We start from the raw sequence: 25534 nt of genomic DNA on the forward strand, positions 1-25534 counted from the left end.
CCGCGTTAGGTGCCGGAGGCCATGTAGGCGGCGAGGATGTAGTTGGGGTGGCGGTCGAGGTTGGTGCGAGCTCGGTCGTAGCGCACGGTGGTTCTGGGGTCGGCGTGTCGTGCGGCGATTTGGACGTCGCGGAGGTCGACTCCGGCGTCGAGCATCGTGGTGACGAAGGTGTGGCGCAGCATGTGCGGGTGCATCCGGGGCAACCGCACCACCGACACCCCGGCCAGGCGGCGGAGCCGTCGGGTGGCGCAGTGGCGGTCCATGCGGTGTGCTCGCCGGTTGAGCAGGATCGCCCCGGTGGTTCGGTCGTCGACAGCCCGGTCGAGAGCCCGGCCGACTGCGGGCGGAAGCGGTACGAGAGCGACTTTGGCGCCCTTTCCGACCACGCGCAGGACTCGGGGGCCGTGTTCCTCACCGATGTCGGTCACGCTGGAGCCGCAGGCCTCGAAGATCCGCAGCCCGAGTAAGCCGAGCATGGCGACGAGGGCGAAATCGAAGGGGTTGGTGGAGTCGCGGGCGGCGGTCAGCAGTGCCTCGAACTGCAGGTGCGACAAACCAAGTGTCGGTGACTCGTTCGCGACCACCGGGCGGCGGACGTAGTCGGCCGGTGAGTGCTCCAGCACGGAGTCGATGACACAGGTGCGGTAGAAGCCGGTGACCACGGCCATCCGCCGCGACACGGTGGAGGGCTTGAATCCGCGGATCTCCTGCATCCACCGCACATACCGCTCCACATCCGCCCGCGCCATGCCCAGCGGAGCGAGCTGGTGCTCGCCGCACCAGGTCAGGTAGATCCGCAGGTCGGACTCGGTATGCAGGCGCGAGGTGCCGGTGAACCGGGCCAGGTACGCCGAGCACGCCAACCGCAACACGACGTCACCGTCGGGAAGTACTTCAGAGGTAGTCATGCCCACGACGGTGAACCCGGCCCGCTTGCCCAGCGACCCCCGCCGCGGCATGTGCGGATGTTCGTTGATTTACAAAGGAATTGTCCCGAAACGCCGTGGCCACACGACCCACACGATTCTCTGGCCCGAAGATGCGTCGGTCGACTACCAAGCCCACCAGGGTCACACAGAACCCAGGTCCGTACCCTGGAGTGAATGACGCTCCTGCACTCCGTCCCTGATCCATCCGTCGGATAGGCCGACCGTCCATGATGATCGACTACAATGTCAGCGACCATTGGTCGGAGGACGATCCTGACTGGCTGAAGTCTTTGGTGTCGTCTCTCGATCGGAACCACGGCGCCAGCACCGTCCTGCCCCTCACGGTCATCGTCGAGGAGATCGCCGAGTGGGTCGAACTCGCCAGCGGCACCGACGCCTGGAAGAGGCAGCCAACCGGGCCTCGCTCCAATTGGATCTCGATGAGTCGGTGGGTGCAGTCGGTTCATCGCTTCGTGCGCGCATCGCTGGACCGCTTGCCGCCTTCAAGGCAGCCTTTGCGAACCTCGCTTGTAGCTCTTCGGTGGTCCTCAGCCAGCCACCTGGAACTCGTGTCGGCGCCATCTGGACGGAAGCGCTCTCGACGGCCCGCAACGCTCTCGACTCGGACCAAGCCGTGCGCTCGAGCTGGGACGACCTGATCGCGACGGCCCAGGATCGAACTCTTGCCCGACGCGAGTACCGGCCGATCGCTGATCTACTGTTCGAGCAGTTGCAGCGGCGAGGCCTCAGCGCAGAGTGGACGTTCCGCGATCTAGTCTCGATGGTTGCGTACGGTCGAGACCCTGATGAGATTCCAGTCGGCACGAAGGACACACCGCTCGTAGAACGGCTTGCGAACGCCCGCACCTTCGTCGGGAACCCCCCTGCGGTCGAGCCGGTCGTCGTCTGGCTCGGATACCAGGGTCGGATCCATGTCCACCTCTCCGCAGGGCGCGTGTCGTTCATCGATGCGCATTGGGCAGTACCGAACGCAGTGCCAGGTGGGCAGGACTTCGAGCACAAGGCAGAGCTCTGGGAGCTCGTCCAGCACAGCGGCGTATTCAAGGTCGCTAAGCTGGTGGACGAGGCGTCCGATGTCGACTTCCTGGTGCGCGTCGACCTCGGCGACACAACAGCCGCCGGTGCTGTTGCGCGCGCCGTCGACATCGTGAACACGATCCTGAACGTGGCGATCCACAACGCGGGCGGGGTTCGTCCACACCTTGCTCAGCATGGCCTCATTCGCTCGGGCCAGGCTGGCGCCTTTGGTTTCGGGGTCACCGGGCGCGAGACTGGCTCTTCGGACGACCACTACGGAGCGCGCATCACGGCCGACGCGATCGAGAAGCATGGGCCGCGGATTGCAGAGGCACTTGCCCGCGAGGAACTCCCCCGGTTCCTGGCTGCGGCCATTGAGGTGCAGACAACTGCCGATCACCCGTTCAGCCGCGACATGGCGCTGCGCAAGCCATCTGAAGCCGACATCAGCAGCGTGATACCGCTCGCCGACCGCGTCGTACAGCACGTCGCTGCGCACGCGGCGATGAACCCGAACGATCTGTTCAGTCTGTTGGAGGAGCGCTGGCCACACGCCCGGTGGCTTACAGACCTTCAGAATGCGGCGGGGATGTGCCTGCTCGGCGGCGGTCGGCGCGACGCGCTACGCCACGAGCTTACCGTGGAATGGTTTTCAGATAGACCGAAGCAGCCGTGGATCCTGTTCCTCGCGGATCGAGCCGACGACTTCATCTCGCTATGCCGCTTGGAACACGAGCGTGCCTGGACCGCGCGAATGTTCGCGAGCGTCAGTGATCACGCCATCTACAGCGCCATCATCGACGAGTACACAGCCGAGAGCAAAGTGCTGGAAGCACGCCGTCGCCGCGTCCGCAACGCGTTGGTCCACGGCAACCCCGCCAGCTTCACGGTGGTGCAGTCCGTGCGCGAGTACGCCGAGTTCCTGGGCGGCAGCGCCCTCAACCTGGGGCTCGAGTCATACGTCGACGGCACGGCGCCTGCCGCAGCGTTGGCGACCAGAACGGACGAACTCATCGCCATGCACGGCGGACAGGATGCCGCGAGCTACTGGCGCGCTCGCATCGCGGCGGACGGATGGCCGACCGCCTAGCTTGAGTGACCTTGCGGCAGGGCGTCGTTTGCCCAAGAGTTCTCTCCTAACTGCTGCGGGTGCCATCGCCGCTGTGGCGCGGGTCGTGGGTGTGGCGTCGTTTCTTGGCCGGAAGGCGGGGCGAGGCCAAGACCCTGCAGGTGCGGTCGCATCGTTCTAGGATCTGCTCGTCGACCAGACAGGGCTCTTGGCCCAGACCACGCCCGCACCTTCATCGCCCGCCACAACCTTGCCTCACTCACGGTCATCGGCATGTGCGGTTGGTCCCATCCCACTGCTCGACGACCGCTCCGGGGGTGTAGGACGACGTCACCGCGCTGCGGATGACTGTCGATCTGGTTGGGCACCGCAGGAGTTATCGATCGCGGGTCCGCTGCCGAGCGGTGCCATTGCGATGACAGGGCGGCCGCGTCGTGGTCTCGGAGCGGTAGTAGGCGCTGCTGATTGGGCTGTTCGAGTGCACCTGAGCCTTCTGTTGTCACGTGCCGACCGACTATGTCGATGGATTGGTGTGACTGCTGAGTCGAACTTCGCTGACCTGGTGCACCGCCGCGTGGGTGCGTTCGCCCGGAAGCTGACCCGCGCGTCTGTGATGGTGCTGGTGGTGGTCCTCGGTGCATTGTCCGTGCCCGGCACGGCGCATGCATTGGGGAACAACTACCCGTGGCCGCATGCAAGCATGTCCCAGCATTCACCTTTGCGGTTCGTGTACCGCAACTGCACGGACTACGCCGCGTGGACGCTCAACAAGCAACTGGGTGGATCGACTACCGACATCCGTTTCGACTGGAGCAGTATCCAAGCGGGTGGTAGTGGGCATGCACGGGACTGGCGGCAAGGTGCGCTCAACCGGGGCAAACCTGTCGACGGCACACCGAAGCGGGGTGCCGTGGCGTGGTGGGGTTCGAGCCACGGGGGTGGTTACGGCCACGTGGCGATCGTGGCCGACGTTCGCGATGGCGGAAATACCATCGAAGTCCACGAATACAACCACGGCTACACCGGCGCGTTCAACGCCCGGCCCATCACGCGGTCGGGTGACTGGCCGCAAGATTTCTTGCATATCGCCGACCTACCCGACACGCCTGCCCCGGCGCCTCCATCCGACGCCGACGCCGACGGGGTCCCGGACTCAACCGACCGTTGCCCGCGGATGCCGGGCCCGGTCAACAACCGCGGCTGCCCGCTCACCGGACACACCGTCACGGGCTACTTCCACGGCAACGACGATCGCCTCGACGTCTTGTCCATCTACGACTACGGCAACGACAGCATCGGTGCCTGGGTGTTCCCCGGCACCGACACCGGCGTCGCAGGCGCAACCCACCTGTGGCGCAGCCCGGACCACACGTGGAACTGGAGCAACTCGGTGTTCCTCGCCGGCGACTTCACCGGCGACGACCCGCACACCGACGTCATCGGTTTCTACGACTATGGCAACGATGACATGGGAGCCTGGCTGTTCCGCGGAACAGGGAACGGGCTGGAGAGGGAACGCCTGCTCTGGCGGAGCGGCGTCGGGCAGTGGAACATGCGCAACGGCAGCACCTTCCTCGTCGGCGACTTCACCGGCGGTGATGATCGTGACGACGTGGTCGCCCTCTACGACTACGGCAACGACGACCTCGGCGCCTGGGTCTTCACCGGCAACGGTGACGGCGTGAACCGGGAACGCATCCTCTGGCGCACAGGAGCAGGCCAGTGGGCGCTGTCCCGTTCCAGCTTCGTCGCGGGCGAGTTCACCGGGACGGCTGGGACCGACCTGGTCGCGTTCTACGACTACGGCAACGACGACCTCGGCGCCTGGGTCTTCAGCGGCACCGGCGACGGCATCGCCCCCGGGGCGTTCCGCTGGCGCACGGGTCCCGGTCAGTGGCGTCACCAGTCCTCCCGCTACCTGGCCGGCGACTTCGGCGACGACGGCTTCACCGACGTGGTCGCCCTCTACGACTACGGCAACGACGACCTAGGCCAATGGACCTTCACCGGCAACGGCGACGGCGTCGCCCCCGGGGCGTTCCGCTGGCGCACAGGCCCCGGCCAGTGGAACCCCGGGAACAGCAAATGGGCCCTGACAGGATCTCGCAACAGCCGCACCTCCGACGTCACAGCCTTCTACAACTACGGCGGCGACAACCTCGGCGGTTGGCAACTGCCGGGCACCCTAGGAGGCCTCGACGCCAGGAGGTTGCTCTGGACCACCGGCCCAGGAAAGTGGAACTGGACAGCGATGTAGGTGAGCAGCGCTGCGGGTTCGACCTACGCCGAACCGTCCTTACCGCAGGCAAGCCGCTCACCGGTGAACGGTCATCGCCGACGGTTGTTCGGCGAACGTGGAGTGGAGGTGATCACCGGAGCCAGCGAACCCTGCTCGTAGCCGACGACGAGTGCTCACCTCCCGCGAAGAAAGTCGTCCAAAGCGCTGAGGTTACGCCCGAAATACCCGCCCAGGCCTCGTCTATTCCGGCGGGCTGCTTGATCATGATCGGGAGTGGATCCCGCCCACGAGGTGGCGGCAGCCATTGTCAGTATGGTCACCATGTGCTGAGTTCTGGCTCGTGAGGGTTGGTAGGGCTCGCGTGGCCGCTGTCCTTGTCCTGGCGTTGGTCGCCGCTGCCGGACTGGCGTTCTGGGGGGATCGGATAGGTGCGTTCTGCGGGCCGTACACGTGGTTGGCTTTCGCGGGCTTCGCACTCGACGGTGTGGGAGGCGGCTTGGCCTTCCTGTGGCTGGCTACAAGACGGCGAAGGCGAACTCGTTGATCGAGTCCCGGGCTGCGATCGGCAGCACCCCGAACTACAGCGAGTCGACCCATGGTCATGTCATCAACGACTTCGAATGCGGCGCGGGCGCGCTGCCGCACGATGCGTGGCCTGCTGGCCTTGACCCAACCCACGGCGGACGCGCCGCAACCCTAGGCGTGCGGTGATGACGAAGCTGATCAGCGCGGTGCAGAACTTCAACACGGCTGTAATCCCGGGCAGCCAGGCCCAAACGGTGACGAAGAAGGTGACAATCGTGGACCACATCGGTACCTCCGAATGGAAACGAACGACGATGCAGTCGACGGTGTGGCCGGACCCATCTGGTCATGTCCAGATCTGGATTCTGGACGGCGGTCCTAATGCGTGACCGGTTGCGTCGCCTGCACGGGTTGGCGGGCTCGCCGACCAAGGATCGGCTGAAGGAACACGCCGATGGCGCCGGGCACAGCGTGAGCCGAGCCGCACTGGCCGCGGTGACGGTGGATAGTGGTAGCGCACCTCGATGGGCGACGGTGGAGGCGTTTATCGACGCCTGTGTTCACTACGCCAGGGCACGTAAACGCCCGCTGCCAGACCATGAGATAGACATGTTGACCTGGAAAGCCGAATACGACCGGGCATATCCTGGGCAGCGAAGGGACCGATCGAACCCAACCGATCTTGGAAAGCTCGCTGAGCCGACAACGTCTTCAGATATTCTCGACTACGACGTGCGGCAGGATGGGCTGTTCTCGCTCGGCGTATGGAGCCCGGCGCGAAGGTTGGAGCCGAGTCGTCTAATTACCGAAACCATGTCAGCCGACAAAAGACCTATGCAGCCATACCTCGACCAAACAGCCTTCGTGGCGGCCACGGAGGCGCGCAGCCGAATAGCATCCGGGGCGACGGTCTACCTGACCGGCTTCCGCATCGATCACAGAGAGTCCGATGAGACACAATACTGTCGCATTCGTCTCGCGCCCAGCAATTATCCAGAAGTTTTGGCGATCGAGGACCTTCGAATTCGACGTCCCGAACTTTTCGAGAGGTGCGATAGAGATATTGAGCGTGACGTTCGCGACTATCTCGGCATGGCTGTACCGTCGTCAGTGGCGGTAAATCTCGTAGTTGTTTCCTCTGAGAATGATGAGCTACTGTGCGTTGAACGGTCGGCGGCCGTCGATAGTGCGGTCGGATGGTGGACGGTCGGCGTCTTCGAGACGATGAAGCAATCTGACCCTAATCGGCCCGGGGCGCCAGAAGATCTCTACGGCCTCGTAGCAAGAGGCTTGAACGAAGAACTCGGCCTTCAACCGAGCGTCCATAATCCGATACAGATCTCATGGGTTGGTATCTTTAGGCCGATTTTGCGAGGGCACGTGGTTGTCGTCTTGAAGCTGAAAATTTCAAAGGAGGAGACATGCGCTCGCGTGCGCGAGGCCACTCCGGGTACGAGCATGCCGCTATCGACTGGATCCCGTTGCGGCCGCAGCTAGTCCGAGCGTTCAATCAGGCCGGACGAACAATTCGCCCGAGCAGAGTTGGATCCACGATTGAAGTCCACCGCCGCACGTGGATCGAGCAATCCAGATTGGCTGTCCAAGAGGCCTGGAGATTTAGAAACGCCATTGATTACTAGTGTCGCGTGATCCTGATGTTTATTTGGCGTTGCCGTCGACGAGTTTCTTGATGTTGGTTGGGCGGGTCGGACCTTGGCGAGGATCTGCTCGGCGGTGGCGGTCCATGCGAACGGTTTCGGGTTGGTGTTCCAGTGGGCGATGTAGTCGCGGATCTGGGCGATGAGGACCTTGACCGAGGTGAACGTGCCGCGCCGGATGGATTGGCGGGTGATGACGCCGAACCAGGTTTCGATCTGGTTGATCCACGACGATCCGATTGGGGTGAAGTGGAAACGCACCTGCGGGTTGTCGGCCAGCCAGGCCACGACGTCAGGTGTGGTGTGGGTGGAGAGGTTGTCCAGCACGACGTGGATGTCCTTGCCGGTGTGCGGCTTGACGGCTTTCTTGAGGAACGCGAGGAAGTCCGCGCCGTCGCGGATGGGCTTGCATTCGCCGAACACTTCGCCGGTGCCCACGTTGAGCGCGGCGAACAGGTTCGTCACGCCGTGCCGCACGTAGTCGTGGGTGCGTTTCTCGGTGACGACGAAGAAGATCGGCAACATCGGCTCGGTCCGGTCGAGTGCTTGGATCTGGGTCTTCTCGTCGAGGCTGAGCACGACCGCCCCGCCGGGCGGATCGAGGTAGAGCCCGACGATGTCGGCGACCTTCCCGGCGAACTCCGGGTCGCGGCTGAGCGTGAACGTGCCCTGCCGATGAGGTGTCAACCCGTTGTCCCGCCACAGTTTCGACACATAGTGGTGCGACACCGCGACCGACTCGGTTCGGGCGATGAACGCCGCCATCTCCCGGCTCGACCAGTGCGACAACCCCGTCTCCACCGGCGGGCTGACCCGACTCGCGCCCGGATCGATGCGGGAACCTGCTCCCGACCCGCGCCACGCGGCCGGTCGAGCAGCCCGGCGACCCCCTCGGCGGCGAAGCGGTCCAACCACAGATCCACCGTCGGCCTCGACACCCCCGCCAACTCCGAGATCTCCACCTTCGGCCGCCCCTGCGCACGCCACAACACGATCCGCGCCCGCGTCGCCACCGCGGCCGACACCTCCGGGCTGCTCACCACGGCCCGCAGAAGCCCAGCAGGCCGCTTGCGCGGACGAGCGGTGCGACCTGACATCCGACGCAGTGCTCACTCACCCTCGACTCTGCGCGCCTGCTGGGCTCCTCTGGACTCGATGCAGAACACTTTCAACGTCCGTTTCTCGGCATGACCGGACGTCGTGGTGGAGTGTCGGGTGCGTCGAGGTCAGGTGCGTCGGAGGTCCACAGGAGGTTTTCGTGGAGGACCCCGAGTTCGTGCGACTGGACTTCGACGTGCAGGAGTCGTCGCCAGGTGGTGAGTCCGGTGATCCCTGATTCGACGTCGAGACCCGGTATAACCCCACGGTCTTGATCGACGAACCTTGACATGGGAACTCAAAGGCTTCATGCATCGCAGGGGCGGACGGATGCTGAACCGGGTAACCCACCTCGGAGGTAGCCGACTCCGAGGTGCGAATCTAGTATAGTAAGAAGAATGACCACCGAGCCTGCGCCATATCGACGTCTGAAGTTCTTTGGTCCTGCGGACCTCGGAAACTATTTCCAGGCGGGACGCGCAGCTGAGGTTCTTGGTCGGTTCGACGCATCAGTCACGACGTACACTGCTTCTGACGTTCTCGAACTGTATAATTCCCGACTCTTCGTGGAGAACGGGTACTTTCCTGCATCCTCTTCCGAGGAGCAGCGCACGGCATTTAAGTCACTCATTCCCGGATTGCATAAAGTTGAGTCCAAATTCTTTGGCTCTCTGACCGACGAAACGCTGAGTTGCCGGATCGCAGGGGTCAGTCATGAGTATCACGCGGACTTGCTGGAACTCCTGTCACGACACAAGGTCTACAGCCGTTGCTCCGCCGCAAGCGTGCTGGCGATCCTAGACAGCCTGAACGTCAGTACGGGCACGATGCTCTCGTGTGGAAGCCTTGTGCGGGTTTACGATGAGGAGATGCGTACGCGTCTTGTTTCGAACGTGACCAACGCTGAGCACGTGATTCGGCTATATCTCAGCGGTGATAATCGCTCGCAGATGTACTTGCCGCAGAGCTTGAAGAGTTCGGACAAGCGCGCACTGCTTGACGCTTACATAGATAGCGAGGAGGCGCATCCGAATCTTCTCGAGCTGATCTCCGTCGCGCGCGTCAACGCAGCTGCTGGAATCGACGAGAAGATGAAGCTCAAAGCGAAGCGCAAGCATGAACGATGGACGAAGGAGTTCTTTGAGTCTAGCGGTGGCGGAATGGCGATCGGCTGTGACGTTACTGTTACCAGGGGGCAAGATGAGCCTGTGGAGGCATCAAGGGACGGGCTCATGACGAAGTACTCCTACAGTCGCGAGTGGTTCGATGAGAACCTCGATTACCCTACGGTCCTCAACAACTTTCTCTATGTGTTTGAGTTCGTAGATCGTCACATGCTGTTGACGCTGCCCTCGTATCAGGCGGAAATCGGAGCGATTGAGCGTTTGATGGGAACCATAGGAAAGGCTGCTTATCCAGCGGGTTTCGCTTTTCGTCTTAAGGAGCAGAGCTCCTTCCTGCAGGTTTCCATGTATGAGCGACTTCTTAGGCACAACGATGTTGAGCTTGAGTCGGTAATCGCGTGGTTCTTCGCGGACTACTTGAGAGATAGCTTTGGTGTGACGAATCTACGGTTCGCGCCTTCAAGTAGGACTGCAACATACCTTGAGAAGAGTCGGCATCTGTTCGCCGAGATGGAAAGTATCGTCATGCAGTTCTCGCTCTACGTGGAGAACGGCGAGTTTGACCCTGAGCTGCTGGCAATGATGTCTGCTCAGGTCAAGTATCGAGACGTGCCGAGCTGCTTGGTTGGCAAGTATGTCTACGTAGGCGAGAGCCCAAACATCCACAACGTCATGCACCTACTCTTCTCGGATCAATCCGGCTTGGGATACATAAATGAGAGCCTCAAGGCCGACAACGGTGCTCGACTACTCATCGAGCACGATGTTTCTTATGGTGACTTCCATGACTACCAGAAGGATCAAGTCGACTACTTAATCGCGCATGGCGTGGCCGAGAACGCTAGAGGCCATATCCGGCTATCAAGTGCCGACCAGTTCGTGGTGCTGCGCGATCTCTACGAGTTTGAAGCGGCAAGTTACTACCATCACCGCAAGGGTGCGCGCGAAGCAATCGATGTGATGGTCACAAAGGGTTGGCTTGTGCGGGCCCAGTCGCTGTTGTCTAAGCCTGAATCAAACTACTTCAACTACTGCCTCAATCATCAGGACTTCAGCGATGGCCTGAACCTGCGCAACAGGTACCTACATGGCGCAATTCTTGACGTCGCGGATGAAGAGGAGCACTACCGTACCTACATCACCGCGCTCAAACTACTGGTTGCGCTTGTTATTAAGATGAACGACGATCTATGGTTGCGCGAGAGTGAGGAGCTCGCTAACGGAACCGAGACGACTCCGCCTGAGCAGGACTGTTTGCCCGGATCTTTCGCCTGAATGGCGGCCTGGCTTGAGACTGTGGTCGGTGGTTGTTGCGTGTCCTCCTTCCGGTGTTCGGGATGGTCGAAGTGGCCCGTTGTCGGTCGGGTTGCCGCCGGGTTCCACTGCTCGGTGGTGGGTGCCGATCGCTAGTGTCGCGTGATTCTGTTTGCTTTACATCTGGTTGACCGGTGTTGGTGTTGGCTGGGCGGGTGGAGTTGACGGTGGATCAGCGGTCCGAGCTGCGGGCCATGGTGAACAGCCCGGATGTGTCGGCCGCGGTCGCGACGCGGGCGCGGATCGTGTTGTGGCGTGCGCAGGGGCGGCCGAAGGTGGAGATCTCGGAGTTGGCGGGGGTGTCGAGGCCGACGGTGGATCAATGGCTGGACCGCTTCGCCGCCGAGGGGGTCGCCGGGCTGCTCGACCGGCCGCGCGGCGCGGGTCGGGAGCAGGTTCCCGCATCGATCCGGGCCCGGATCCTGGCGGCGAGCCGGGTCAGCCCGCCGGCGGAGACGGGGTTGTCGCACTGGTCGAGCCGGGAGATGGCGGCGTTCATCGCCCGAACCGAGTCGGTCGCGGTGTCGCACCACTATGTGTCGAAACTGTGGCGGGACAACGGGTTGACACCTCACCGCCAGGGCACGTTCACGCTCAGCCGCGACCCGGAGTTCGCTGAGAAGGTCGCCGACATCGTCGGGCTCTACCTCGATCCGCCCGGCGGGGCGGTCGTGCTCAGCCTCGACGAGAAGACCCAGATCCAAGCACTCGACCGCACCCAACCGATGCTGCCGATCACCTTCGCCGCCACCGAGAAACGCACCCACGACTACGTCCGGCACGGCGTGACGAACCTGTTCGCCGCGCTCAACGTCGGCACCGGCGAAGTGTTCGGCGAATGCAAACCCACCCGCGACGGCGCGGACTTCCTGGCCTTCCTCAAGAAAGCCGTCAAGCCGCACACCGGCAAGGACATCCACGTCGTACTGGACAACCTCTCCACCCACACCACACCCGACGTCGTGACCTGGCTGGCCGACAACCCGCAGGTGCGTTTCCACTTCACCCCAATCGGATCGTCGTGGATCAACCAGATCGAAACCTGGTTCGGCGTCATCACCCGCCAATCCATCCGGCGCGGCACGTTCACCTCGGTCAAGGTCCTCATCGCCCAGATCCGCGACTACATCGCCCACTGGAACACCAACCCGAAACCGTTCGCCTGGACCGCCACAGCCGACGAGATCCTCGCCAAGGTCCGACTCGTCCAGACCAACATCAGGAAACTCGTCGACAACAACGCTAAGTAAAGACAACAGGATCACGCGACACTAGGGGCGGATTCCAGCTGGTCAGGCCCGGCGAGGCAGGCCGTGCAGCCGCTGGCGGGCGGTCACGATCAGCTCGGCCCAGGGCGCGTGGGCGGCCAGGCGCAGGTGGATTTGTCGGGCGTGGCGGGCGATGCGTCCGGCGACGGAGAACAGGCGCAGCCGCAGGCGTGTGGGTTCCCACCGTCGGGCTTGGTGGTCGGTCAGGGCGAGCATCTGGGTCCAGGCGGTGAGTTCGAGCGCGAGGGCGACGACGGCGGTCCAGACCTCGTCGTGGGTGAAGCCGTGCAGGGCCAGGTTGGCCAGTCCGGTGGCCTTCGCGCAGCGGATGCGGTCCTCGGCGCGGGCCCGGCGGCAGTGGCGCAGCTCCAGATCCGCGAGCCAGCCGCGGGGTAACGGGGGCGAACGCGGTCAGCCGGAGCCCGTCGGCGTCGGTGAAACTGCAACTGCGCGCCGGGATGCGGCAGCTCCTTGCGCATCAGGACCCGCATCCCCTCGGGCCATCCGGAAAGTTCCAGCACGCCGGTTGCCTTGGCCACCCACGTCCCGTCACGCTGGACACCCTCGTCGTCGTAGGCTGGGGTCCATGTCCGCGTGGGGATGCGGGCGAGCCGTTCGACCGCTTCGTCGAGGAGGGTGAATCCCAACGAGTAGCCCAGTTTCCGCGCCTTTAGCCAGTCTGTGAACCCGTGGGTGCCTCCGCTAGCGTCGGCGCGGATGGGCACCTTGCGCCCGACCCAGCCGCCTTTCGCGGTGAACGACAACTGCCGCAACGCCTCCCGCGCCACGGCACAACGGATGGAACCCGAACCCTTTCATGAACGTCGGCGCCGCGTTCTCCTTCTCCGAGTGCGCGTCGAGCAGGCTGGCGTCCAGATCGACGATCACCGGGTGCTCGGCGTCGATGCCGTGGTCTGGGGCGTGTTCACCGGCCAACGTCCATGCCCCGGCTCGTGCCCGCGTGCGGCCGCGGCCAACGCTGTGTCCGCGTCCCGGCTAAGTATGTCGATCAACCGCGGCACCGTCGGATCCGACGCGACGAGGCCGAACACGCCCGGTTCGGTCCGCAGGGTCGCGATGTCGGCCAGACAGTCACCGCCCAGGGCGACAGCGATCGCCAGATCGCACACGACCTTCCCCGGGCGTGGATCGCGGTCGGACGCCGCCACCAGAAAGGCGCTCCTGACCTCGCGAGGACATGACCGTAGACAAGTCATATCCTTGCAGCTCAGAGCACCTTTCTCCACGTTTCGGCCACCCCCATGCCGATCTCCGGGGGCGCAGCAGCCCCTAACATCCGCTCATCGGCAGAAGCGTGCGTTCGCCGCTGACCGATCAGCGGCATAGGCAAGTGTTCTGCGTGTGGGTCTGGAGGTGGGAACGTCCTCCTGAGCGCTGTCGGGCTTGGTGTCCCATCGCAGGAGGCAGACGTTCGTGGGCAACGGTAGCGGGGCGTCCCGGGGTGATCGCACCGGCAACGCACGACTGACTCGCCTGCGGGCGTTGGTGCCGGTCGGTAACGCAATCGCGGGGATCGATCTGGCGACGTCAATCAGCTGGTGGTGGTGACAGAGATCACGACTCGAAGGCGTTGGCGCACAGGACTTTTCGGTACCAGGCAGCACCAAACCTCACACCCCGTCACCCCCAGGCAGGAGCGCTACCAGTCGCGCCGCCCCCTCGGCCCGTTCCGGCAACGCACCCGCCAGTTCCGCCAGATCCTCGGCCAGTTCACGAACCAGCCCGCGCCGCATCCCCGCCTGCGCCACCCGTTCGAACTCGGCGACCGCCTCGTCCTCCGCTCCCAACGCAAGCAAGAACATCCCAAGCGACGGATCCGCCCGCCGCCAATATGCCCCGACCGTCTCGACCGGCGCGCTACCCAGCTCCCAAGCGTCACGGAAGTACTGCCCGGCCTCCGCCGAACCCTCTATCTCCGCCACTGCCAACCCGAACTGGTAACGCAGCCAAGGGTCCGACGATGTCGCCGCACCACGCCCGGCCAGCACTGCCAACGCCCACTCCGGCGCACCCGCACGACGGTACGCACGGGCCGCCGTAGCCACCGCCATCACGGAATCGGGCAACAGCCGGACCGCGACCTCCAAGTCCTCGATCGCCGCGTCAACCCGGTCAAGCCGCAGATTTGCCAACCCCCGCAACCCGAACGCCCACCCGCGCAACTCCAACTCCACGGCCCGATCCAGCACCCCGCAAGCCGCCGCTGGCTCACCGGCATCCAGGTGCAGCAACCCCGACGCCCACAACGCCGACAACGACGCCGGATCCAGCTCCACAGCCTCGTCCGCCCACCGCCGCGCCCCGGCCAAGTCGTCCAACTCCCGCAACGTGGTGGCCAGCTCGACCCGAGCCGTCACCTGCTCGCCGACCTCCAGCCCGCGCAACCCGACCACGCCAACGCCCAGCTCGGCGGCTTCCGCAGCCGCCCCCAGCTCGCGAAGAGCCTCCGTCCACCCGATCAGCTTGCGCACCGCCCACTCCGACGGTCGCTCACCGGCGTCAACGAGCAGCGCGAGCAGCCGCCCAGCCGCAGGCACCAGCACGTCGACCTTCGTCCGGGCCGAAGTGTGGACGCCGATCACCGCCTCGACCAGCCCGATCAACGCGCCGACGTGGTCCAGCGCGATCTCGCCGTCGACGCAGACCTCGACCCACAGCCGGTTCAGCCCGATCCGCGCGCCGCCTGGCCGCGCTGTGCGCTCCTGGTGCAGCGCGAGTTCAGTCCGCGCCCGAACGACGGTCCCGAGGTGCCGCCCCGACCCGTCCGCCACCAACGCCTCCGCCACCTCAACGGCCTCCGCGAACGCCGGGGCCCCGCTGCCAGCCCGCACCGCGTCCCGCGCGATCCCCCATGACCACAGCGCCTGCGCCACCGGTTCGGCGTCGCCGTCCTCCCGGGCCCGCGCACGGGCCAGTTCGACGGAGCAGGCCGCGACCTCCTCCGCCACGTCGGGCCGGTTCCGCCGCGCCGCCCGCGTCCGGACCACGTCCAACGGGTCGTACCGGGCCGGGTCGACCGCGCGGAACGCCACCGCGAGCCGCAGGGCCTGCGCCCAGTGCCCCTGGTCGAGCAGCAGGTCGAGCAGCACCTGTAGCTCGTGGTCGGCCTCCGCGCGGGCTTCCGGCCGCTCGAGCGCGTGCATCACCTCCCGCGCCTCCCGGGCGGCGGCGATCGCGGGGGTGACGTCGCCGCGTCGCACGTGGAGCTCGGCCAGGCACGCCAACGCCCGCCCAAGCCACACGCCGTCGCCGCCCGCGGCGAGGTTCCCCCGTTCCCGGGCGACCAACTCCCGCGCCAGCGGCCCGCCGGTCCCGGCGTGGACGAGCAGGCGCATCGCACGGCGCAGCATGTCGCTGTAGGTGGTCCCGGTGTGCGGGTCCCGGAACAGCGACCGCAGTGGCTCCGCCGACGCGTCAAGCCCGCCGTCGATCTCCGCCCGAGCACCCAACCAGTCGTACCCGCCGTCGTAGTCGAAGAACAGTCGCACGTCCGCCTGGTCGGTTGCGGCGCTCCGCCCGAGGTCACGCGCCCGCCAGGCGGCGGCCCGCCACCGTGCGACAAGTGTGTCGTCGCCGATCGCCGCGAACCTTCGTTCCACGAACGACAACGCGGCCTTGGCCGCCCGGACGGTCGCTTCCTTGTCACCGCGCGCCGCATGCACGACGGCGAGCCCGACGTTGGCCTCCGCCGCGCCGAGCGGGTAGCCGACCGACATGAAGTAGTCGGCGGCGGCGGACAACCGCGCCACCGCAAGAGGTTCCTCACTGTCCACATCAGATAGTGCGATGACCGCCCTGGCCCACGCCCATCGGCTGGTCGCGGCCACGACGGACCGCGTCGGCGGCGGGTCCGGCTGCTTGACCAGCGCGCGCACCCGCCGGTCCCGTTCCAGCGCACGGGCCGCCGCGCGAAGCAGCGCGTGACCGTCATCCGGCCGGCCGTGCTCCAGCAGCGCCAGCCCACAGCCGACCGCCGCGTGCAGTGCCCTCGCCCGCCCGGTCCGCCGGAGCACGCCCTTGCCGAGCTTGCGCGCGACCGTCACGTCGGTGTCGTGCTCGCCGCGCCGCAGGCGCAACTCGACCACGGCGATCCGGTGGTGGCGGCCCGGCAACCACCGGGTCCGCACCAGGTCGAAGTCGGTTTCGTCCAGTTCCTCCGCCGGGTTGCGGGCGCTCGAGAGCGCAGATGCCCGTGTCAGCGAGCGGATCTTGCCGGTGAGCGTGCCCGCGCCCTCGATCGCCGCGACGACGTCGAACAGCGGCTCGCCGAGGCCGGGCAGTTCGGCGGCGTTGGCCAGCGGCAGCAAGTCAGCGGCGAACCGGCAGCCGCAGACATCCGCGTTCGGATGCCGGGTCAGCAGCGCCAGACCGAGGTCCAGCGCCTCCGGAAACCGGCCGCGCCGAGCCGCGCCGCGCACGCCGCGGGCGGCTTCCCGGTGGTGGGAACAGCTCAGCACGGCCGACCTCCCGCAAGCGCGGACCGCAGGTGCGCCGGCTCCACATCGGCACCGCCCGCCTGCTCGCCCGCGACCGCCAACAGCCGCTTCACCAGCGGCGTGAACACCGGCCGCACCCCGAACGCCAGCCCCTCGCGCGGCGGTCCGTCCAGCCCGAGCAGGACGTGCTCCTTGCCGACGAACGCGTGACCCTCGAGCCGCGCGTGCCGGGCCGCCGCGACGAGGACACCGGTCGTGGCCGCCGACGGAACGTGCGCCAGCCCCCACGGGGGCCGCCTCTGTGCCGCCGTGACCAGGTCGGCGAGGTCCACCCCGCGCGACCACCGCGCACTGACCGCATCCAGTTCCCGAAGCGCGGAGTCCAGCCGCGCCGACCGCCGATGCTCGCGCGGTCCTTCGCCCCCCGCGCTAGCCCTGCCCCGCAACGAAGGCGGAGCCAGCGCGTACCTGGACACCGCCACCACCACCTCGTCGCCGGTCAGCCGCCCACGTCGCACCGCGAGCCGGCAGGCCTCCTCGAACACCGCACGGGCGGGCACGCCGAACGCCGAGGTCGCGGGCCCCAACGGGGTCGGCTCGGGTTCGCGCATCGAGTTCGCCGCCCCGTGGGAAAGCCGGACCACGACCTCGTCCACGCACACCCCTTCGGCCGCGAGGACGCACGTGACGACCGACGGCGGCCCCGACAGCACGGCCGTCAGCACGTGCCACGGGCGGATCAGGACCGTCCGGTGTTCCCGGGCGATATGCAATGCGCCGCGCAACACCTCTTCCGCACCCGCCGTGAGCCCGCTCGGCGCCGAGCAACCCCCGCCGAGCACACGCTCCAGCGCTCTCCCGAGCCGTTCGACGGTCGCGCCCGCCGCCGCCAACGCCGCACCGCACTCCCTATCCACCGCCGCCGCGAGCAGCAACTGCGTCACATCCACGAACGGCTGCCCGGCGGCGTGTGCGAGCGACCAGGCCCCGTGCACCGTCTCGCAGTGGGCCTCGGTCAACGACTCGGCCGCCGCCAACCAGTCGGGCGGCTCCGGCAACGCGGCCCGCACGACCTCGCGTGCGCCGCGCCGTGCGCGAGCAGCAGGCTGCCGCCGGGAACCGACCTGCACAGGACCGGCATCCTCGTCCGCCGCCGGGCTCGCATCCGCCTCCAGCGCCTCGACGACTTCCGACGTCAAAACCGCGTCGACCACTACCGCCCGCTCGCCCGCGTCGGCAGGACCCGATGCCCCGACCACTTCGGCCGCAGCCTCCACCGCCGCGACCTCGGCTGTGCCCGGCGTGTCCGTCGCGGCAGGCACGATCAGCGCCTCCAGCGGCACGACCAGCTGCGTCACCGTCGGCCCGGCGGCGATCGCGGCAGCCGTCGCCCGCGCGTGCGCTGCCACCGCCCCGACGGCGGGCACCTGCCGCGCCACGGCGTCCAGCAGCGCGACCGCCGCCGCCGCGCCCTGCCGCTGGGTCGCTGCCACCTCCGGGTGCCAGGACCACGGCACGGGCTCGGCCGCGCTCACCGGGGTCCCGGGGGCCGACCTCGCCAACTCCGCCCGCACCCGCGCCCAACTGTCCTGCAACCGCTCGTCGCCGAAGAACGCGGCCGAGCCATCGAACCACCGGTCCCCCGCGTCCCGCGCCTCGGCCCGCCCTGACCGGGCGTACCGGGCCGCGCACACCCGGGCGGCGGCCAGCGCGTCGCCGGTGCGGCTGGCCGCGTCGAGCGCCGCCGCACCCCGTTCCGCCAGGTCCGCCCCCACCTCGCTGGAGGTCTCCAGCAGCCCGCACACCGCACTCACCAGCACGTTCGCCGCGTGCCGCGCCTGCTCCAGCTCAGATGGCCGGGCCAGCGCGAGGCAGAGTTCATCGCCCTCGATCATTCCGATGGCGTGCCGGTACATGCCCACAGCCAGGTCCCGCCGCCCCCGCCCGGCCAGCACGTCGGCCCAGACCAGCACCGCCCAGGCCAGCTCGTAGGGCGTCACCCTCTTGACGGCCTGGCCGACGAGCGCGCCCGACACGACGTCTTGCGCTTGCTCCTCGTTCGCCGCGTCCTGCCCGCTTACGAGTACCGCGACCGCGCCCAGCCGGACGTACCGCTCGGCTGGCCGGTCCCTGTGCGCCACGGCCTGCCCGAGCCGCAGGAGCCGCCGCCCCTCCGCCGGGTCGCCGAGGTCGCAGGCCGCCAGCGCGCGCACCACGTGGCCGCGCGCGGCGACCACGGCCTGCCGGAAGATCGGCGACTCCGGCAGGTCCGCGACCGCCGCCGAGCCCAGCGCCGCCGCGAGCCGGGCCGCGCCGACGGCCTGCGAGGCCTCCGCCGCCCGCAGCTCCAGGATCCGCGCGCACAGCCCGTCCGCAGGGTGCTCGGCCAGCGCCCGCAGGTAGGCGTCGAGCGCGGTGCGCGGGTCGCCGTGCCACATGGCCCGGTCGCCGAGCCGGTACTCCCGTCGCGCGCCGTGCCTGCAGAACGCGACCGGCGTGCAGCGGTGCCTGCGCGACCGTGCCCGCCGGGTGCCGCCGGTCTGCGGCTCGATCAGCGATCCGATCGGGTCGGCGTACACCACCCGGTAGAGCGACGCGAGCAGCAGCGGCAGCACGGGCGCGTCGCCGAAATACACCGCCACCGCGACGACGAGCGCCGCGACGAGCCAGTGCCGCTGCCCGAGCAGGCAGACGGCGGCCACGGCGAGCGCGGGCGCCGGGCCGACCTCGGCCAGCAGCGCCGCCGAGGCCAGCAGGGCGGGAACCCACAGCACCGCCAGACGCACGGCGTTCACCTGCTCACCCCCGTCCGATGTAGACGAAGGACTGCCACAGCACCGGCAGCCCGGCACCGGTCTCCCGCCACCGCGCCAACCGCTCCCGCTGCACCTCGGCGACCGCCCACGCCGCGTCCGGTGCGGTGGTGAGCCGGTCGGCGAGCCGGTGCGCCAGTCGCAGGAACGTCCGGTTCTCGTAAACCGGGTAGGCGGTGCAGCAGATGTCGTCCGCGCCAGCGAGCATCATCGCGGCGCTGAAGCCCAACCACTCGTTGGTCAGCGCACCGCCCCGGTCAGCGGAGGCGCCGGTCGCCATGCCCATGCTGTCGCAGCCGACGACGACCGCCCGCGACGGCATCGGGAACGTCCCATCGACCAGGTCGCGGATCGTCAGCACGCCGCCGAGCCCGGAGCCAGCGACCTCCAGCCCGTGCAGGCCCGCGTTGCCCAGTTCGCCGACCATGTGGCCGACCAGGTAGAGCAGCCACTCCCGTTGGTCGGACAACGCGATAAGCAACGCCGACACGTCCGCTTTGGACAGCGGCCGCGCGGTGGCATGCTCGGCGCCGGGCGGTGGCACGGCCAGCGTCGTGATGTCGGCCGCGCCACCCGCGTTCACGATCGCCGCCCGCACCGGCCGCGGCACGTCGATCGGCGGGCGCGACCGGTCGAGACAGCGCGCGATCACCGCCCACCCCGGCACGTGCACGACGGCCGCCCGCTCCACGACCCGTACGTCCGGCTCGACCGACAGCGGCAGCCACGCCACCGGCAGGTGGCTGAGCGCGGCAGGCAGCGACACGACCAGCTTGCGGCCCGCCACCTCGTCCGCCGCCAAACCCCGCCGCAACGGCGCGGGCAGGAACGCGTCCGCGATGCCGGCGAGCAGGCGCAGCTCGCGGCCCGGCTCATCGGGCCGCCCGAGCGGGCCGCGCAGCACGCGCCGAATCACGTCCGCGTGGTCCTCACCGGGCTGCTCCAGCGGCAGCGCCAGCGCCAGCGCGGTGAGCGCGGCGGCGGCAGGGCTGCCGGACCGCTGGTCGACCCAGCCGTGCGTCCACCGGCCCTGCGGGGTGCGCACCGCCCAGTAGTGCCTGTCGGCGACGGTCACCGCGCTCCAGTACCAGCAGCGGCCCGCCGTGGCGACCAGCCGCAGGTCCAGGTCGAACGCCTCCGTGCCAGCGTCCACCGGCAGCCGCCCGCCGCCGACCCGGGCCGTTGGCGGACGCGTGACGGGGCTGAAGCCGGCCATGACCAGGCTCGCGTCCACGTCGGTCGGCGGCGCGGGCTCATCGCCGACGACCGGGCCGGGGTCGGTGAACTGGCGCAGCAGGCCGAGCATGCTCGCGTCGCCCGTCGCCGTGCCAGCGGGCAGCACCTCGCCCCGGGCCGCCTCCAGCAGCTCGGCGACCAGTTCGCTGTCGCCGACGGTGTCGGCGAGCCGGAGCGCGGTCGCGAACACGTCCAGCTGCCGTGCGGACCACTGGGCCCGCCAACGGCCCGAGGGCAGCTGGTAACGGGCGCGGTTGGCGACCAGGAGCGCTTCGGCGACGTGCCCGAGCGCCGCCGCCGAGTCGCCCTGCGCCTCGCACAGCTTCGCCAGCACCAGCCGGGCGTTCACCGCCGCCAAAGGCCGCCGCCGGGCGTCGACCTGAGCGAGCGCCGCGTCCGCGTCCGTCCGCACGCGGGCCGCCGCTTCCGGGCGGGCGAGGTTGACCGTGGCGCGGAGCAGCAGCTCGGCGGCGGTGTCGTCGCGGCTGCTGGCGACGTTCGCTCGACCGTCCTCGCCGGAGACGATCTGGTCCAGCGTCCAGGCGACGTGCTCGCCCGACCCGTGCCGGACCGCAAGCCGGGCGAGCCACATCTCGGTGCGGGTCAGGAGCTCGTTGTCGCGGGCGCGCACGGCCCGCAACCGGACCGCGTGCACCTGTCGGAGTACGGCGACGACATCGTCCTGTTCGAGGTCGAGTTCCAGCAGGGCGAGCGCGGCCCGGTCCCGCCACCGCCGGGTCCGCCGCCCCGTGAGCAGGCCGAGCGCGGTCGCCAGTGCGTCCCGCCCGTCCTCGTCCCGGCCGCTGGCCAGCAGGATGGAAGCGGTGCCGAGCGCGCACCAGCCGCGCACGGCCGGCGCGGCGGCGGTGTCGCGGGCCTTCGCCGCGCCCGCGATCGCCGCGTCGAGGTCGCCACCGTGGAACGCCGCGACGGCACGGCACATCGTCACCACCGGCGCACACTCGGCGGGCACGTCACCGCACGCGTCGAGGAACGGCGGGGCGATGTCGGCGTTGTCGCCGCCCGCGAGGTCGACGGCGGTCGCGAACACCGGCAGGTTTCCCTTGAGCGCTAAGGACCACAACGTCCGCAGTGGCAGGAATCCGAGCAACGCCCGGCGGTCGCCAGCGGCGCGGAACCAGACGCCCAGCGGCAACGTGAGCACCACGACCTGCACGCTCATCGCGCACAGCACCGGCAGCCACCACGTCTCCCAGCCGAACGGCACCCCCGCCAGCGCCACCACCACGCCCACCCACGTGCGCACCCCGAAGAACGGCACCGCCAGCACGATCAGCACGAGCTGCACCGGCCCCGCGCCCGCCGCCAGACCGCCCGCGAGCACCAGCGCCGCGAGGAAGAGTACGCGCAGCAACGGGTGCAGCACTTCCCTGACGTCCACGATCCGCGCCGCGTCGGCGGGCAACGACCCGATGTGCGCCCGCGAGGTTCGCGCCCGACGCAGCGCCCGCCGGTCCGTGATCGCCCCGACCAGGCTGCTCGTCACCATCGAGTCGGTCCAGCCGAACTGGCGGCCCGCGATCAGCACGTCCACCGGCGAGCCCAGCGCGGCGACCTCGCGGTCCGCCGCCCCGCCGCGTTCGGCGAGCCACCGCACGGCGTCCAACGCGGAACCCGGCCACGTCGGCGCGGCCCGCCTACCTCGCGACACGGTCCCACCACTGCTCGCCGACGATCCGGCTGCGCCGCCAGTAGGCGCGCGCGATCGCGCCGAACGGCAGCCGGGGGTCGCCGCGGTCGATGCGCAGCATCCAGATGCCATGCCAGGTCTCGACTAGCGCGCCGATGACGTTGCCGAGCACGAACAGCCCGGTCAACGGGGTGCCCAGCAGCACCACCGGCACCCGGACCAGCACGTGCGCCAGTGGCGACGAGTTCTCCGGCGCCACGCCGAACACCAGCACCAGCGGCAGCAGCCAGTAGTCGCCGGTGTCGACTAGGTGCCGGGCGAGCAGGACCGCCGCGGCCACCCCGGACAGCCGGCCGACCAGGACGGCGGCCAGGTACCAGCGCATCCGCTTGCGCACCAGCGGCCCGGAGATCCGGCGGCCGGACGGCAGTTGGTCGCGTAGCAGCCCGGCCACCAACGCCGAGCGGCGACCGGACGTGCGGCGGGCCAGATCCTCGGGCAGCGGCGCGGTGGGGGCCGCGCCGACGGGTGCGCGCACGGGCCGGGTGGTCGGCACGAGATCGTCGCAGGTCGCCGTGGACCGGGTGCGGGCCGCCCAGGCGAGCACGTGGTCGGCGGTGACACCGCGTTCGGCCAGGTCCGGGGCGAACCCGGCCTCGACGGCGGCGGCGAGCAGGTGCGGCGTTGCGGCGGCGGCCTCACCGGTCGTGGCGGCCATCCCGACCGCCGCGTCGATCAACGCCCGCAGTTCGACGCTCGGCGGAACGAGCCCACCCGGTGCCCCGACCGGCTCGTGGCCCGTCGGCAGCACTCCGACCAGGCCCGTGAGGACGGTCCGGAGGCGTCCGGGCCGCTCGGCGAGATCGGTCAGCGCGGCGACGAGGAGCGCTGGTCCGGTAGTGGTTTCTCCGGTGGAGGCGGCGCGCGCTGCGGCGTCCACGAGGGCGGTCGCGGCGGTCGGCGTGAGCACGTCGATCACGCCGGGTAATTCACGAGACTTGCTCATCCGGTGACTCCGGGGCGGTTTCGGACACCTCCGCGACGGCCTGTTCCACGTAGGTGACGGTCAGCAACTGGATTCGCTCCGCGCTCACCGAGACCGCGTTCACTCGGGGCAGCACGACGAGGTCGGCGGCGTTGGCGGGACGGTAGCTGATCTCGCCGCGCAAGGTCAGCTCGCGGTCGCAGGACTCGGTGACGGAGGTGTTGAAGCTGTGCAGGTAGCCGGCGACATAGCCGCCGTCGGCGAGCATGCAGCCGACGTAGACGCGCATACCGGGGTGTTCGGTGAACAACAGCCACCATGCCGATTTCTGCGGATCACGCCGTTTGCGCTGCTCGGCGGTCTTGCCGAAGAATTTGCCACCCCACTCGCCCACCCGTGGCGAAGCAGCGAGAAATGCGACTAGAACTGCGGCCGACAATGCCCCGGCCGCCCACAGCACCACTTCCGCCAAATGCTGCGCGAGGTAACCCCGGGGATCCGTCACCAAAGTGCTGAAATGCGGAAACGCCCCCAACGCCGTCCAGAACAGCACAAGAACAACACCGACCACTGCGTCCACCGCAACCCCGGAGAACAGGATGACCAGCGTCTCCTCGAACGCCGAACGAGTGATTTCGGGCGTGCGCCTGCGCAATCGCCGCTGGAAGACGTACCCGGGTAGGGCGAGGACGAGCAACGCCAACACCGCAACCACGGACGTAGGCACGTGAAACCTCCCCTGAGAGAACCGGAATAAACCCCGGTGACTGCTACTGTGCGCAAGCCGGAACCGATGCGCCTTCCCCACGACCCGGGAGTCGAAGTGATTTCTCCACCGCGGGACGAACCTGACTTCGAGGACGAGGACGAAACGCTGGGCAGCGAACTGGGCCAGCGGATCGTGGACATCACCGAAAAGCTAGATACCGCGTCCGCCCCACCCCCTCCACCACCCGCCACACCGTCGAAATGAGCACGCCCGCGCGAAGACGCACCTGCATTTTCACCCCAAGCCCACACTTCGTTACACGCCACCCCGATTCAGCCGATCATCAAACCCGTTCGGCCTAGCGCACCACCGGTTCGGCGGCACGAGGAACGCGGGGGCCTCGGATTTGGGCTTCCGTCGGCGCACGCGAGGCCATCAGCTCGAGTGCTAGGCCCTCGCCACCCGGACGCGCTGCGCTCGCGGAACAGCCTGGCCAGCGGCCTACCGGTCGGCGGGTGATCCCCGGTCGGGCGATCCCGCTACCGGAAGCCGCCCTCGCGGACAGCGAGCGAGTGCTGGGACCCGACCACCCACGACCGAGACTTCGGCTGGAACCTGGACACAGTCAGAGGCAACTAAACCAGCGTCGCGCCCCGCACACCAGAACACGCGAAGTCGGCTGGCACTGTCAGCGTTCTGTCATCGGCATGAGCGCGCATTCGTTTACCCGGATTCTCCGGCGTGTTCCTACGAAGGTCGTGCTCTGCGATGGTGACGACACGGAGATCGCGTTGGGCGGACGCTGTCGCTGTGGTGCGGGACGGCGCTGCACCGACGTCACGGTGATGGCGGTGTTCCATTCTGCAAGGCGGTTAGAGCAGCTCGTCGTCTTCCAACCTGGACAGCCGCCTCAGCAGGTCCGGCCGGTGCGCCAGTACGGCCTCGCGCGCTGGCCAGCGGAGGTGGTGGGCCGCGTCAAGCAGCGATTCCGGGAATTCTGAACTTGTGATTCCCTTGTCCGCCAGCGCACACCAGATCTCGGCGAGCTCTTCGACGTCCACTGCGTCATTGACGAGCAGATCCTCGACGATGTTCAAGAACCACTCGTGCCGTGACGTTCTCGACAGCAGTCTTAAGAGGAGTCCGCGGTTCTCCGGTTGGTGTGGGTCGCCCTAATACACGGCTACTCAACTTTGGAAGCGGCGTTCGCAAATAGGAACATCGCTTGCGACTGTGGTACAATTTCGGGGTTCTCGCGAATTGATTTTCGCCGACAGTTGCATCCGTCGATGATGCCCCGGCGACCGCCAGCCAGAATTCGTCTCCGAGCCGGGCTGTCGCCTCCCGGCACGTCCCCATGAGACCGCCTCCTTCGTGCCATGATTCGTGCCATGGCGCCTCTATGAACTCCAGGACATGGT

General features: G+C 67.9%; 16 protein-coding genes and 1 pseudogene. 7 read left to right on the forward strand and 10 right to left on the reverse strand.

Annotated features, from left to right (window positions below; genetic code table 11):
• Positions 1-5 precede the first annotated feature (5 nt).
• On the reverse strand, positions 6-908 hold the full coding sequence (locus BN1701_RS20145; protein ID WP_054055985.1) for a tyrosine-type recombinase/integrase: 903 nt from the start codon (positions 906-908) through the stop codon (positions 6-8).
• 388 nt (positions 909-1296) lie between these two features.
• Between BN1701_RS20145 and BN1701_RS20155 the strand changes: the two genes are divergently transcribed.
• From BN1701_RS20155 to BN1701_RS35805, 5 genes are all read left to right on the forward strand, one after another.
• Positions 1297-3057 (forward strand): hypothetical protein, encoded by a 1761-nt coding sequence (locus BN1701_RS20155; RefSeq protein ID WP_197672121.1) that lies wholly within the window; start codon positions 1297-1299, stop codon positions 3055-3057.
• A 511-nt stretch (positions 3058-3568) separates the two neighbouring features.
• Positions 3569-5293: a CHAP domain-containing protein gene (locus tag BN1701_RS20160; protein ID WP_054051152.1), complete on the forward strand. Its 1725-nt coding sequence runs from the start codon at positions 3569-3571 to the stop codon at positions 5291-5293.
• A gap of 489 nt (positions 5294-5782) precedes the next feature.
• Positions 5783-5986, forward strand: a complete 204-nt coding sequence (locus BN1701_RS37420; protein WP_054051154.1) for a hypothetical protein — start codon at positions 5783-5785, stop codon at positions 5984-5986.
• The gene (locus tag BN1701_RS20170; RefSeq protein WP_157368118.1) at positions 5986-6189 is read left to right on the forward strand and encodes a hypothetical protein; all 204 of its coding nucleotides are present in this window, start codon (positions 5986-5988) and stop codon (positions 6187-6189) included. The genes BN1701_RS37420 and BN1701_RS20170 overlap by 1 nt, the downstream gene beginning before the upstream one ends.
• Entirely contained in the window at positions 6182-7297 is a 1116-nt protein-coding gene (locus tag BN1701_RS35805; protein WP_157368119.1) for a hypothetical protein, read from the forward strand. The genes BN1701_RS20170 and BN1701_RS35805 overlap by 8 nt, the downstream gene beginning before the upstream one ends.
• Here the strand turns inward: BN1701_RS35805 and BN1701_RS36910 are convergent.
• Together BN1701_RS36910 and BN1701_RS38265 are read right to left on the reverse strand one after the other, a co-directional pair.
• On the reverse strand, positions 7294-8259 hold the full coding sequence (locus BN1701_RS36910; RefSeq protein ID WP_255364640.1) for an IS630 family transposase: 966 nt from the start codon (positions 8257-8259) through the stop codon (positions 7294-7296). The genes BN1701_RS35805 and BN1701_RS36910 overlap by 4 nt on opposite strands.
• On the reverse strand, positions 8142-8555 hold the full coding sequence (locus BN1701_RS38265) for a helix-turn-helix domain-containing protein (protein ID WP_197672123.1): 414 nt from the start codon (positions 8553-8555) through the stop codon (positions 8142-8144). Before BN1701_RS38265 ends, BN1701_RS36910 begins: the two co-directional genes overlap by 118 nt.
• 399 nt (positions 8556-8954) lie before the next feature.
• On the opposite strand from BN1701_RS38265, the gene BN1701_RS20180 reads away from it, so the two are divergent.
• Entirely contained in the window at positions 8955-10955 is a 2001-nt protein-coding gene (locus tag BN1701_RS20180) for a hypothetical protein (protein ID WP_067520795.1), read from the forward strand.
• Positions 10956-11161: 206 nt separating this feature from the next.
• Positions 11162-12244, forward strand: a complete 1083-nt coding sequence (locus tag BN1701_RS20185; RefSeq protein WP_197672124.1) for an IS630 family transposase — start codon at positions 11162-11164, stop codon at positions 12242-12244.
• A 42-nt stretch (positions 12245-12286) separates the two neighbouring features.
• Here BN1701_RS20185 and BN1701_RS37880 read toward each other — a convergent pair.
• From BN1701_RS37880 to BN1701_RS20225, 7 genes and pseudogenes are all read right to left on the reverse strand, one after another.
• Positions 12287-13466, reverse strand: a pseudogene (locus BN1701_RS37880) (transposase); the annotation flags it as partial.
• Positions 13467-13893: 427 nt separating this feature from the next.
• Positions 13894-16740: a hypothetical protein gene (locus tag BN1701_RS20200; protein WP_054051166.1), complete on the reverse strand. Its 2847-nt coding sequence runs from the start codon at positions 16738-16740 to the stop codon at positions 13894-13896.
• Positions 16734-19514 (reverse strand): Clp protease N-terminal domain-containing protein, encoded by a 2781-nt coding sequence (locus BN1701_RS20205; RefSeq protein WP_054051168.1) that lies wholly within the window; start codon positions 19512-19514, stop codon positions 16734-16736. The genes BN1701_RS20200 and BN1701_RS20205 overlap by 7 nt, the downstream gene beginning before the upstream one ends.
• Positions 19515-19518: 4 nt before the next feature.
• Positions 19519-22440 carry a CHAT domain-containing protein gene (locus BN1701_RS20210; protein ID WP_157368121.1) on the reverse strand — a complete coding sequence of 974 codons (2922 nt, stop codon included), beginning with the start codon at positions 22438-22440 and terminating at the stop codon, positions 19519-19521.
• Entirely contained in the window at positions 22427-23425 is a 999-nt protein-coding gene (locus tag BN1701_RS20215) for a hypothetical protein (RefSeq protein ID WP_157368122.1), read from the reverse strand. The genes BN1701_RS20210 and BN1701_RS20215 overlap by 14 nt, the downstream gene beginning before the upstream one ends.
• The gene (locus tag BN1701_RS35820) at positions 23409-24131 is read right to left on the reverse strand and encodes a DUF6338 family protein (RefSeq protein WP_157368123.1); all 723 of its coding nucleotides are present in this window, start codon (positions 24129-24131) and stop codon (positions 23409-23411) included. Before BN1701_RS35820 ends, BN1701_RS20215 begins: the two co-directional genes overlap by 17 nt.
• Positions 24132-24985: 854 nt before the next feature.
• Positions 24986-25210: a hypothetical protein gene (locus BN1701_RS20225; RefSeq protein WP_054051174.1), complete on the reverse strand. Its 225-nt coding sequence runs from the start codon at positions 25208-25210 to the stop codon at positions 24986-24988.
• Between the last annotated feature and the right edge of the window lie 324 nt (positions 25211-25534).

Source organism: Alloactinosynnema sp. L-07 (assembly GCF_900070365.1).
Taxonomy (GTDB): Bacteria; Actinomycetota; Actinomycetes; order Mycobacteriales; family Pseudonocardiaceae; genus Actinokineospora.